General features: G+C 43.5%; 10 protein-coding genes and 2 tRNA genes. 2 read left to right on the forward strand and 10 right to left on the reverse strand.

The features are described from left to right. Positions 1-7: 7 nt before the first annotated feature. From HNP76_RS03205 to HNP76_RS03230, 6 genes are all read right to left on the reverse strand, one after another. Entirely contained in the window at positions 8-1,228 is a 1,221-nt protein-coding gene (locus HNP76_RS03205) for a DNA polymerase III delta subunit-related protein (protein WP_184657442.1), read from the reverse strand. Continuing rightward, on the reverse strand, positions 1,228-1,710 hold the full coding sequence (locus tag HNP76_RS03210; protein WP_184657444.1) for a CvpA family protein: 483 nt from the start codon (positions 1,708-1,710) through the stop codon (positions 1,228-1,230). The genes HNP76_RS03205 and HNP76_RS03210 overlap by 1 nt, the downstream gene beginning before the upstream one ends. Next, entirely contained in the window at positions 1,707-2,852 is a 1,146-nt protein-coding gene (murG, locus tag HNP76_RS03215; RefSeq protein ID WP_184657446.1) for an undecaprenyldiphospho-muramoylpentapeptide beta-N-acetylglucosaminyltransferase, read from the reverse strand. The genes HNP76_RS03210 and murG overlap by 4 nt, the downstream gene beginning before the upstream one ends. A 92-nt stretch (positions 2,853-2,944) precedes the next feature. Then, complete coding sequence (locus HNP76_RS03220) at positions 2,945-3,940, reverse strand: hypothetical protein (RefSeq protein ID WP_184657447.1); 996 nt, start codon at positions 3,938-3,940, stop codon at positions 2,945-2,947. Positions 3,941-4,006: 66 nt separating this feature from the next. Next, entirely contained in the window at positions 4,007-5,470 is a 1,464-nt protein-coding gene (gene murC, locus HNP76_RS03225; protein WP_184657449.1) for a UDP-N-acetylmuramate--L-alanine ligase, read from the reverse strand. Between the two features lie 24 nt (positions 5,471-5,494). Further along, a complete protein-coding gene (locus tag HNP76_RS03230) occupies positions 5,495-6,550 on the reverse strand; it encodes a glycosyltransferase family 4 protein (protein ID WP_184657451.1) in 1,056 nt (351 codons plus the stop codon). A gap of 167 nt (positions 6,551-6,717) precedes the next feature. Here HNP76_RS03230 and HNP76_RS03235 point away from each other — a divergent pair. Together HNP76_RS03235 and HNP76_RS03240 are read left to right on the forward strand one after the other, a co-directional pair. Continuing rightward, positions 6,718-6,790 (forward strand) — tRNA-Val (locus HNP76_RS03235). Between the two features lie 7 nt (positions 6,791-6,797). Next, positions 6,798-6,870, forward strand: a tRNA-Pro gene (locus HNP76_RS03240). Between the two features lie 141 nt (positions 6,871-7,011). Here the strand turns inward: HNP76_RS03240 and HNP76_RS03245 are convergent. The 4 genes from HNP76_RS03245 to HNP76_RS03260 form a co-directional block, all read right to left on the reverse strand. Beyond that, on the reverse strand, positions 7,012-9,465 hold the full coding sequence (locus HNP76_RS03245; protein WP_184657453.1) for a helicase C-terminal domain-containing protein: 2,454 nt from the start codon (positions 9,463-9,465) through the stop codon (positions 7,012-7,014). 57 nt (positions 9,466-9,522) lie between these two features. Next, a complete protein-coding gene (locus HNP76_RS03250) occupies positions 9,523-10,773 on the reverse strand; it encodes a RelA/SpoT-related domain-containing protein (RefSeq protein ID WP_184657455.1) in 1,251 nt (416 codons plus the stop codon). Between the two features lie 114 nt (positions 10,774-10,887). Further along, positions 10,888-12,027, reverse strand: a complete 1,140-nt coding sequence (locus tag HNP76_RS03255) for a flagellar filament outer layer protein FlaA (protein ID WP_184657457.1) — start codon at positions 12,025-12,027, stop codon at positions 10,888-10,890. Positions 12,028-12,122: 95 nt separating this feature from the next. After that, positions 12,123-12,593, reverse strand: a complete 471-nt coding sequence (locus tag HNP76_RS03260) for a GerMN domain-containing protein (protein ID WP_184657459.1) — start codon at positions 12,591-12,593, stop codon at positions 12,123-12,125. Positions 12,594-12,624: the final 31 nt, after the last annotated feature.

The following is a 12,624-nucleotide window of genomic DNA, read 5'->3' on the forward strand; positions in this document are numbered from 1 at the left end:
TGCTTCCTCACAAATTTCTTCGGATACCTGCCAAGTCGCGTGAAAGTTTTTCAATCACAGCGGCAGGAGAAATATTGTAGACAGTGACAGAATTGTAGCTTTCCCGGCAGAATTCGGTGATTTTTGCACAGACTTCGGCCCTCTGGGCAGTCAGCTCGCTGCCCCTGGCCTCTTCCATAATTCCAACGAGGAAAATCTTAAGCAGGAAGCGGGGCTCAAAGCCGGAACATTCTTTAATCACTGAATCAGAAAGAGGAATCTGACCGCTAATAATATGACTAAAATAAGAGGAAGCGGCCTTTTTGATTTCAGCAGGCTTAACCGGAAGGAAAAGCTGCAGGTAATCGTTAATCAAAAGATTTTCTTCGCTTTCACGGGCATGGAAAACCCTCTGAACGACTTCCTTTTGCTGAATGGCACTACGCTCTGTAAAAGAGTAAGTCCTTACGCGGGAAAGAATTGTTGGCATTACGGCACCGCGGTTTGATGTCGTGAGGATAAAAACCATGTCCTCAGGCGGCTCTTCAAGAATCTTCAGCAGGGCGTTTCTTACGCTTTCAAGCATGCGCTCGGCATTTTCGATGATAAAAATCTTCTTGCCGGAAACAGACTTCATGTGGGCCCAAACCGAAGCCCGGCGAATCTGATTTATCGGAAGCGAATCGTACATAAAGGATGATTCGAGCTTGTCGCAGTTTTTTACGATTGAGTCACAGATTTTTTCGAGTTTGTCATTGTCAGGCAGGGGCTTTTCTGGATTAAGCTTTTCCATGTCTTCGTCAATCAAGGCAACAATGGGAGCGAGTTTAGAAAGCTTGTCGTCACCCTCCCAAAGAACCTGAGAAAAACGCATGGTAAGTTTTCGGACCGAGCGGATAAAAAGATAGCGCACGGCCGTAAGATAGCGGGAATTATCAAAGGATGCCTGTAAAAAAGCCTTTTTCGCAGCCAGAATTTCTAAAGAACAGTCACGGGGACCCGCCAAAAGCACATTTGTATTGGAAAGTTCCTTGTTTTTTTTGCAGGAAGGACATTCGCAGAGCCAGTGGCCACGCTGTCTGTAGTCGTTTTCACCAGAGCAGGAAAGAATTCTGGCGATTTCCAGCGCGCAGGTCAGCTTTCCGCTAGCAGCAGGACCGCTCAAAAGAATGGCACCCGGCAGACGGTTATTCAAAATGTCGTCTTTTAAAAGAGAAGAAGCGTTCTGATACAAAAGGTTGTCGAACATTAAACGAGCATCCCCCCGATATAGGAAATTGGAGCCTGCAGATAAGGAAGAAGGATTTTTGCCACAGTACTTTTTGAAAGCAGAGGACTAAGATTAAACCAAATCTGAGCTTTCATAAGAATCAGAATACAAGAGACAATCAAAACTCCTTCAATTGCGCCGAAAGCAAATCCCAGCACCCGGTCAAGGCTCTTCATGATTTCACCGGAGAAAATAGCCCCGACGATAATCTGGATTATTTTTACGACAAGGAAAGCCGTGATGAAGATCAGAATGAAGGCAAGGACAACGTCAACGGCAGGAATCTTGATGATTTTTGAGATATGAGGGGCCAGAAGTCCGCAGAAATAGAAGCCTGCGACAAGGCCTACAATAAGGGCAAGTTTTCCAAAAAGTTCCTGGATAAGACCGTGAATCATCGCAAGGAATGCAAAAGAGAATATAATAATTAAAAATACAATATCGATGAAAGTAAATGTCATTTTGCTCCTCCAAAAGCCTTTTCGTAGACAAGTTCGGCAATTTTTTCTGCAGGCCGCTTTCCATCCGAAAGAGATTTTGATGCAAGGGCCGCACTTTCACGGAAAGCTGAGTCAGACATTTTTTCAAGGGCTGATTTTAAATATGATTCTTCGGCATATTCACCCAAAAGAACGATTGCAGCTCCCCTTTCCTCAAAGTAATGGGCATTGTCAACCTGATCACCGCGAGTTCCGGAACCGCACAGAGGAATCAAGACCATCGGCTTACCCAAAACAGAGCACTCCCAGATTGAATTTGCACCAGCCCGGCTCAAAACTATGTCTGAAGCTGAAATAACATCGCTCATCTCTTTGTAAATGAAGGGATGAAGGAAGTAGCCCGGATGATTTTTGGGCATGATATCGGCATCTTTAGCGCCGCACTGATGAACCACGTTGAAACGCTGACAAAGCCAGTCTAAGTTCTGGGCAACAAGCTCGTTAATCTGGTGGGCACCAAGACTTCCGCCCAAAACAAGGAGAATCGGTTTTTCAGGATTGTAGTCCTCCCGCCCGCTGAAAAGGAATTTCTTGCCTTCCTCAGGATTTGTATTATAAAAAACAGGGCGGACAGGATTTCCGGTTACAATTGCCTTAGCCCGCTTGTCTTGAGCAAGATAAGACTTTGTCTCCTCATAGGAAACAAGAATATTCGAAGCAAATTTTGAATTAAGCCGTGTTGCAAGGCCAGGCGTAAAGTCACATTCATGAGTAAAGACCGGAATCCTCAGCAATTTTGCCGCAAGACATGGCGGAACACTGACAAATCCCCCCTTTGAGAAAAGGACGGCCGGCTTTAGCTTGAGCAAAGTGAAAAAAGACTTGACGAGACCGGCGAAAATCTTAAACAAATCGCTGAAATTTTTTAAAGAAAAATATCGCCGCAATTTACCGCTTGGAATTCCAACAAATTCGTCAACAGAAGCTGATTTTTCGACCAGATTCTTGTCCATTCCGCTCGAATTTCCGAGCCAGACAATTTTAATTTCCTGATTATTTTTTGATGCAAGGGAGCGAAGTTCGTCTGCAACAGCAAGGCCCGGGTAAATGTGACCGCCAGTTCCTCCGCCTGCAAAAACGAATGTATTTCTAGATTTTTTCATCATAATGTCCTATAAAAAAAGCCGTGCCAAAATCACAAAAGCAATTTCGACACGGTTCATTATGACACAGTTTTAATTTCTTTACAATGAAATTACAGTTTTGCGCGGAGGCTCAAAGCACCACTCCAGAGATTGTCATCCCCACCGACATGGCGCAAATCAGCACAAACGCTTGCAGTCAACTGAATAAGCATGAAGTTAAAGCCTACACCACCGTAAACCTGTGGCTGGAATCCACCGAAGCCGTCTGAAGAAGCGGTGCCGTCACCATTTAAAGCAGGAATACTTAATTTAGCAATTTTTGCAGCATCCTGAATTTTGCTAAGAGATTCCCCCTTATATTTCCAAGACCAGTCGTTGCTGTAGTTAGAAATTACACCGCGAAGGCCAATAAACGGAGTGAATCCGATTTTTACGACAGGAACATTAAGAGTCTTTGAAATCTGTACCTGTCCATACAAAGTCTTAACATCGTAATCAATATTTGTTTCTGCATCACTATTGCTTGCATTGAATGAACCAGAGTTCATGGAATAACCAACACCTACAGAAATTGCAGGAGTAATAAGTCCGTCTTCAAGAAGAGCATATCTTGCATCAACAGCAAAGGTAAGGAATTCTGCTGAAAATTTTGCATCCATTGGAATCATGCTGCTTACATCGAGGGTCATGAATGAAAAACCGATGTCAAACGGAAGGAATACACCTCCGATTCGAACATCAGCATTCAAGACAGGAAAGTAAAGATCTGATTTAACGCCGTCGATTCCAAGTGTATCAGCTGCATCTGCAAGGCCCTGTGTATTCAAATGTGTGAATCCAGTGTTAAAACCTACTGCAAAATGAGGCGGAACTGCCGGGAACACTTTACCGATAAAAGCCTCGGCATAGACATTCTGCTGAACGGCAGACTGTGGAACAGAAAAACCAAGACTGTCACCAAAATCATTAAGACCGTTACCGACAGTTTTCTGAAGAGAACCGTCTGCCAAACTTGTTGCAAGCTTACCATAATCAACTGCAAAGGTAAAAGAAACAGCACTTGCAAAAAGAATTGAAGCTGCTGCCAGTTTTTTCAAAAGTTTCATAGAAACCTCCATTTAAAAATAATTTAAGAAAACCATTTTTAACTTTTTTTGAATTATAACACAAATTTAAAGTTTTTCAAGAATGAGATTTCCAACTTTCCAGTTGTCACCAGCACCCATTGTAACAAAAACATATCCGTCCGGATATTCTGCCCCGCTCGGCTCAGAAAGGAATTTCAAGCCCAGTTCTGCCGCTTCGTCAAATTCCCCGGCATAATGCAGGTCTTTATGATACTTTTTTGCATGTTCAGCAAGGATTTCGCCTGTAACTTTTGCAGCAGAGGCATCTTCCCTTGCACTTCCGTAAATTTTATTGATGATAACCTTGTCCGCCGAGTCAAAACTTGAGGCAAATTCTTCAAGAAGGGCCGCAGTTCGGGTATAAGTATGGCTCATAAAATCAACAATTATCTTGTGTCCCTTATAAAATTCCTTAAATCCTGCAAGAGTCGTTTTAATGGCAGTAGGATGATGACCGTAATCGTCAATAAAAATCACGTCCTGACCAAGAGGACTTTTTGCACGGCCAACAATTTCACTTCGCCTTTTTCCACCGGCAAAGTTCTTGAGGCCAGCCTTTAACTCTTCGATATAATCAAGAGGATTTTTGCCATCCGTCTTTAAAAGCTCACATGACAGGGCAAGAGCCGCACAGGCGTTCCTAACGTTGTGATCGCCTGGAACACAGACAGCACACTCGCCCAACGATGAAACATTAAAATAATGAAGTCCCTTTTCTACCCGACCAAAAGTAAGCTTATAATCCCCTTCAGCATTCACGCCATAAGGAATTGCAATCAGGTCACTCCTCTTTTGAAGGGCAAGTTCGACAGTCTGGCAGGCACCTTTGTCATCGGCACAATAAATGACCTGTCCGCCCTCCGGCAGTTTGCAGATATAATCAACAAAGGCCGAACGGATATCTTCGTAAGTCGGATAATAATCCTGATGATCGCTTTCTACGCTGGTAAGGATAATCTTTTTGGGAGCAAAAGCCATAAAATGCCGCTGATATTCACAAGTCTCAGCAATAAAATAATCATGCCCCTTTGTCATTGTGCAGGAATCACCAAAACTTTTGATGATGGAACCGGCCAGAACCTGAGAAGAAAGCGGCAATTCCTTTAAAAGAGTGCCGCAAAGGCCTGTTGTAGTTGTTTTTCCATGAACGCCGCAAACACCGCATGAATAAGAAGCCTGACTTATCGCTCCCAAGGCCTCAGAATAAAGCATCATGGGAAGACCACGTTTTTTCGCTTCGATAAGATCAGGATTTTTTTCAATAGAATATGCACTTGAATAAATAACGAACTGAACAGAATCAGTGATATTGCCTTCATCAAAAGGCAGAGCTTTTATCCCAAGTTTTTCAAGAACTTCGTCAGTATAAAAACGCTCGCTGACATCACTTCCAGTAATTACAGCCCCACGCGCATGAAGAATTTCTACAAGCGCGACCATTCCGGTGCCCTTGATTCCAACGAAATGGAAATGAAGGCCAGAAAAAGAATTCGGCAACATAAAACTCATATATAAAAGTCCTATAATTAAAAATTAATGTTCTGCCTGAGGAGCGTCAGCCAAATGACCCGTATGTTTTAAGTTCACCATGCGATTAATATAATGCATCATGATGAAGAAAGCCCAGACCAGAGCAATACAAACACATAAAAGAATAACAGCATCTTTAGTTTTTGTCATTAAAAGAGTGGCGAGAGAAGCCATGCAGATAAAAAGCTGAATGATAAGAAGACAAATCGCCGTAGATGTTTTTGAAAGGCCTACGTTTACGAGTTTGTGATGGATGTGGGCACGATCCGCACTGAAAAAAGAACGGTGCTCCCTTGTTCGCCGCCACACAGCCGCAATAACGTCGGTAACAATAAGGAAAGCAATCAGCAATTTTGTATGCTCCATGCCACCCTGCAGAGGGAAAACAGGAATCATAGCGATAACAAAGCCCAGGGTCTGACTTCCGCCATCACCAAGGAAGATTTTTGCAGGAGGCTTGTTGTAAACGAGAAAGCCCAAAATTGATGCACAGATAATGATATAAGCAAAACCAACGACCTGTCCGCCAACAATCATAAAAATGCCGGCTGTAAGCAATGTGAGGAAAGACAAGCCGCCGCACAAAAGATCAAGGCCGTCAATAAGGTTATAAGCGTTGACAAGAAACAAAATCCAAAAGAAGGTTCCGCTTCGGGCAATAAACTGAGGAAGTTCAAGTCCCAAAAAAGTATTTATGTAAAGAGGACTGCAGGAAACAATGAGTGCAGAAATAATCTGAATGAGGAATTTGAATTTCGCCCTCAGATTCATAAAGTCATCAATAATTCCAAAAAGGAAAATAATCAGACCTGCAAAAAAAACGGGCTTTGCATGAGCAAATTCGAAATGAGAAAAATAAAAAAGATATAAAAATAAAGCAATAAGAAACGAAATAAAAATTCCTACGCCACCAAGACGCGGAATCTGCCCTTTATGAACTTTGCGAGGATCAACCTCATCATACCAATTGAATTTTTTGCACAAAGCAATAATCAATGGAGTCAGCACTAAACAAATCAAAAAGGCAATCAAAGAGCAGACGATCATACCTTCCCCCATTGGAACGATTCTATTAAAAAACTCTAACACAATTACTAAGTATTTTCAATTATTCCCCTAAAAAATTATTCGAAAAAAATTCGATTTTTTTTCATTTTTTTTACATTTACCTATTGCATAATTTTTTCATATTTGTTATATTATTTGAGCGTTGAGCAACAACGCAAGGGCAGTTAGCTCAGTTGGTAGAGCCCCTGGTTTACACCCAGGTTGTCGGGAGTTCGAGTCTCTCACTGCCCACTCTTTTCGGGATGTAGCGCAGCTGGTAGCGCGCTTGGTTTGGGACCAAGATGTCGCAGGTTCGAATCCTGTCATCCCGACTTTAAGACTTGCTAGAAATAGCGAGTCTTTTTTTTTATTTAAATTATATTGCAAAAAAAGCCGCCCAGGATTCGAAGCGGAATGAGCGCCGACCAGCGGGAGGAGTGCACAGGAGGTGCGCGACTGGAAGGCGAATCCTGTCACCTCACGCAATATTCTTCGATTCTATCAAGAATCTCATTTACAGGCCTATAGACAACTTCCGTCCTCGGCACGCTTTCCGTAAAGATTTTTCCGTATGATTTTTCAATGATACGCCTGTCCAGCGCAACCACCGCTCCCCTGTCGTCTCCCCTTCGGATAAGCCGTCCAAAACCCTGGCGGAATTTGATTACCGCATCAGGCACGCTCAGCTCCATGAAAGGAAAACCGCCACGCTTTGCAATCTGCTCGCTTCTGGCCGCAAAAACAGGGTCCCCGGGAACACCAAAAGGCAGCTTAACGATAATTACAAGCGAAAGTGACTGGCCTGGAACATCAACACCTTCCCAGAAAGAATCGGTAGCAAAAAGCACGCTTGAGACATCTTCCTTAAATTGAGACAAAAGCCGGAAACGGTCATCTTCCCCCTGCTTCAAAACATTTATTCCCAATGAACGGAGTCTTGTTCTTGCCGTATCACAGGCATGGCGCAGGGAATCATAAGCCGTAAAAAGCACGAGGGTCTTTCCTCCTGCCCGCTCTATCATCCTTACGATGACGTCCTCAATGCAGGACTGAAAATTTTCGTGGTCAGGGAAAGGAATATCGCTTGGAATTGCAAGAACCATATTCTCTGAATAAGGGAAAGGAGACGCAAATTCTCCGGTTTTTACGCGCTCTTTTTCGACAAAAGAGATTCCAACCCGTTTTTTCCAGAAATCAAAAGTCTTGCTGATGGTGATTGTAGCCGAAGTGCAGACAACGCTCTTCATCGGCTCGAAAACACCCTTATTCATCATGGGGGCTATATCCAGCGGAGTTTCGATATATTCATAATAAAAAGGATTCTCAACATTCTTTGCAATTGAGGGCGGAAGCCTCTTTGCCTGAATCCAAAAGACGCTCTCAGGGTGCTCTTCCCATGACACGAAATTCTGAGCCGTAGCGACCATGGCATCAAGACGACGAAGGACAGCCTTTGCCTCATAAATCACAGAATTATCCAGGTCATCCTCGCTTATGCCCGCAATGATTTCCCGCATGAGGCCGCTGACTGTCGCAAGATGATGCTGAAGAATCCTGACCTTTTCAATTATTTCAGTAAAACGAGGCAAAGTGCCCTGAAAAAGACGGAGGGTAAAATCCCGCCCCAAAACAAGAGCCGTATCGCTTTCCAGGGCTTCAATTGCAGCCTTAGTCTTTCCTATTTCATTTTCAACTTCAGCAGCCTTATCTTCAATCCTTGAAAGAGCGCTCAAGGTAAAAAGATATCCGGTAAAGCTCGACTTTCTCTGCCGGTAAAGAAGATTCAGTTGTTTTAAAATCCTGAAGCGATTGAGGGCATTCGAAAAGAAACTTGTCGCAGCATCCTCAATGCCGTGAGCCTCATCAAAAACAAGGCGCTTATATGGAGGAAGAACAGCCGTGTCATCATAGCCGGCGCCATTCATTCTGGATTCAATATCAGCGAAAAGCATGTGGTGGTTTACGATGAGAATGTTTGCATCAGCCGCCTCTTTGCGAACCTTCATGACAAAGCATTTCTCGCGGAATTTACACCTCATTCCCATGCAGGCGTCCGCCTCGGAATTGACCCGCTGCCAGAGATTTTCCGGAGGCATGAAACTCAAATCACTCCTGCTGCCCGTCTTGCTTTCCTTTGCCCAGGAATTGATTTTATCAAAAATTTCAGTCTCATCGCTGAATAAATCTCGCTCAGCTCCAAGTTCAGAAAGGCGGCGCAAACAGACATAATTCTGCCTGCCCTTCACGAGAATCGACTTCACCTTTCTTCCGATGATTTTCTCCGCAAGGGGGATGTCTTTTTCTGAAAGCTGCTGCTGAAGGTTTATCGTTCCAGTGGAAATTACAACCCGCTCCTTGTTGTTCAAAGCCCAGAGCATGGACGGAACCAGATATGCAAAAGATTTTCCGACACCGGTTCCAGCCTCAAAAACACCTATTGAATTATTGTTAAAACTTGAAGAGATTTCCTTGACAAGCTCTATTTGACTGGGCCTCTCCTCAAAATTTTCATAGATTTTTGCCAGATTTCCATTTTTTGAAAGGTAAAGAGAAGTTTCTTCGCAATCAAGTTTTTTCGTGACAGTCGGCTTTATCGGCTCCATCACGACATAAACTTCACTCACATCATTATTGACGATGTAGAATCCCTGGGCCTTTTCTGAAGCATCACTCGCGACCATCAGGTCCGCATCAGAAGGATGAAGATTTCCGCCCGGATGATTGTGAATCAAAACAGAAGCTACGCGGCTTTCAGCAAAATTAACAGGAACGGTATTTGAATTTCCACGGGCACAAGCCTTGACAGAAACAATTTTGCCGTCTGAGTCAATAATTCCAGTAAAAAAGACTTCGTTTCCGCCCGCTTCAAAAATTTCACGCCGCATTTTCTCGCGAACTTCAGGAGAAAACCTTCTGTTAATTTCCATGCAGACAGTTTAGCAAATTTCCGCCCCCTCCGCAAATTCCTTACGCGGGGTCGTTTGCTACATGTTCATGCCGAATTTTTTCATCAGGTTGGAATGGAGGGCTTCGGTTTCGGAATCATTTAAGCCCAGGGACTGAGCATTTGTTAAGTCTTTGAGGGCATTGTCAAAATCGCCCAGCTTATAATATGAAACAGCCCGGCGGAAGTGAGCATGAGACTGGTACTCGTTGATTTCAATTGATTCGGTGTAAGCCTTTATCGCTTCTTCGTGCTTGTTCATAATGCTCAAGACGATTCCAATATAGTAATATGAGCGATAGCCGTTTGAATCGTAGACAACACTCTGCCTGAAATCATCAAGAGAAGCCGTGTAATTGTTCTGGGCGAAGTATGCCATTCCGCGATGCTTATGAATTACGGCAAGGACTGGTGGCGGCGGAGTCGGCTCGGAAGCCAGGATTATGCTGTAAATTTCGACAGCCTTGTCCAGATCTCCGTGGTTATGGGCCTGAATAGCCTCAAGAATCATATCATCGATTGTGCCGTGAACGTATGGCGAAACCCTATTGATGTTCTTAGGCTCCAGATTTTCGATTTTTTTACCGCTGTTTGCAAGAGTAAGTTCGTCCGCCTTTTCATAGAAGGCAGCCCGTCGGGCCTCAACCTCACCCTGAAGTTTTTTCTGATAATCACGGATTTCCTGGAAGATAATGTCAGCCAAAGTGAGGCTGGCGTTCATTGATGCCAACTTGCGGCGGAGAGGCATATCAAAAGGAGTGAATTCTGATTTGTAGATAAGCTCATGCTCAACCTCTGCCCAGGCATCCTGCAAAATCGTTCGGATCTGGATTTCGCAGACCAGGCTCTCAGGCAAAGGAAGCTCGCACTTTTTGGGCATGCAGTCCTTTGGAATTGAGACAAGAACATGAACAGACTCGTAGCCGAATTCACGGAAACTCTGCTGGGCCCCCTTATACTCCACTTCCTTAACGACGAAATTGTTTTTTATCTGCTGCTCTACTTCACTCAAATCTTCAAGAAAAGCACAGATTACGCGGATACCCATCATATCCGTGAGTTCTACAAAATTATTTTTTTCTGCTTCTTCAGATTTGAGGCGCAAAACTTTTCGATAGTAACTGTTGAAAGATTTTACACGAGATTTATATGTTGGATTTGAAGCAAGTTTAATCGTCTTTTTAAGCTTTTCTTCTATCTTAGTCATAATTTCAGAAAGAATTGGCTTATACGACTCATAAGTTGCCTTGATATTATTTTTGCTCGGCAATGAATTAACAAAATTATCCATAAGATAATCTTAACATAATTTAATTTAAAATCAAGCAAATTATTTAAAGATAAAAAAACCGCCTGCCTTAGCAGACGGTTTCAAGCGTCAATTGTATCTAAATACTACTGAAACTTACTGAGCGTTAGCTGCCTGACCACCGTTAGACTGAGCGTTAGAAGCTCCGTCCTCAGAGAGTGAAGAAGTGAATGTCTCTTCAGTAGCCATCTTCTGTTTCTCGATGTAGCGGTTAACCTGTTTGTTACCGAATCGTGACATTTCGAGAGCCTGGCGAGCAGATTCTTTGCGTCCGATGATTCCCCAAAGGTCTTCATCAGCAATGTCGCGCTCTGATGTGAGGTTAGCTTTATCGAAGATGATTTTTACGTCTTTGAAGTATCCGATGAAGTCATCACCAACGTGAGCTGCATCACGGCAAACCTGGAAGCCTTCGAATTTTACGAATGGCTCGCCACGTGGGTAGATTGGATATACACGGATTTCACGAGTGCGAACTTCTGAAATGTACTCTGGGTTGTTCCATTCAAGAGTTTTCCATCCGTCGAAACCGAGGTAACCCATGAAGTAGCGGCGTGTAACATTGTCTGTGTCGCCAAGAAGAACATAGAGAGCGTGTGGGAAGTTCATACCCATTGTTGTAACAGCAATCTTTTTGAGAGTGCCAACGTTCTTTACGAGACCGTAAGCAGGAGAAGCTTTGTCTGATGGATCATCAGCTTCGAACAACCATTTTGGTCCTGATGACTCGCCGCCTTCTGAAGACTCTGCCTTCTGGCGCTCGCCATTGTCATCTGCCTGTGAATATGGCTCATAAGCAGGAATTGAGAACGGTGGAACGATTTTAGCGTTTGAGTTGTATGCACCTGTTGGGAAAACAACACGAACACCCATTACGTCTGAACCAGCGAATGGCTGTTTTGAGTTGCTGCTAACTGGAGCAGGCTTAACCTGTGACTGAGCCAGGCTGCTTACGCTGCGTGCTGAGCTGTTGAGAACAACTTCCCACTGGTCGAGAGCGAGAGAAGATTTCATAAGATCCTTCTGCTCTGCGCTGAAAGATGCACCAGCTGCTGTAGCGTAATCCATAATAGTACGCTTGTTCTGGTTCTCCTTTTTCTCACCGTCATAGTCCTGTGGATAAACGGCGATGTCTGCTTTAAGCGTTGTGAAATCGATGAGAGTTCTTTCCTCTGCGAAAGAAGAAAGTCCAACGAGTGTCATCAATGCTGCCGATAAAACTAAAGTTTTCTTCATTTTTGAAGCTCCTTTTTACTCAATTGATGTAGCCTTGTATATTCTACAGTATCTTATATCTAAGACGTTTTGTCAACAAAAATTTAAATCGATTTTCAGTCAGCTATAAAATTTCCGTCGATAAAAAGTTCTATAGATTTGATGCCTGTAAAATTCTTTTTGATGTTTTTTTTGAGCATGGCGGCCCCTTTATCACAGGGAACGGCTCCATTGCCCTGGAGTGCGGCTTCCTTTGAAAGCCCTACATATAGCGTTTTATCGCGCTGAAAACAATATTCGACCCTTGTTCCAAGAGTGAAAAGAGGTCGGCCGCGATAAAATGACGGGCCAAGGACAAGTTCATCCACATACTGGCAGACCTTTCCCTGAACCGGCTTGGAAGCAAGATAACGGACTTCGGTTTTATTGCGTTTGGAACCGGCAAGAGGATACTCAAAGCTCCGTCTGTTCGTACCGAAATGTGAAAAAAACTGAATGGAAATACAGATTAATACAGCGATTCCCAAAGCTGCTGAAAGTGAGCTTTTATGTTTTTTGATTAGGCTCAGAATGTTTTTAATGTTCATAAATTCCTGAAAAAATCCAATGCGCCAGGGA

The sequence above is a fragment of the Treponema ruminis genome (assembly GCF_014201975.1).
In the GTDB taxonomy this organism is placed as follows: domain Bacteria; phylum Spirochaetota; class Spirochaetia; order Treponematales; family Treponemataceae; genus Treponema_D; species Treponema_D ruminis.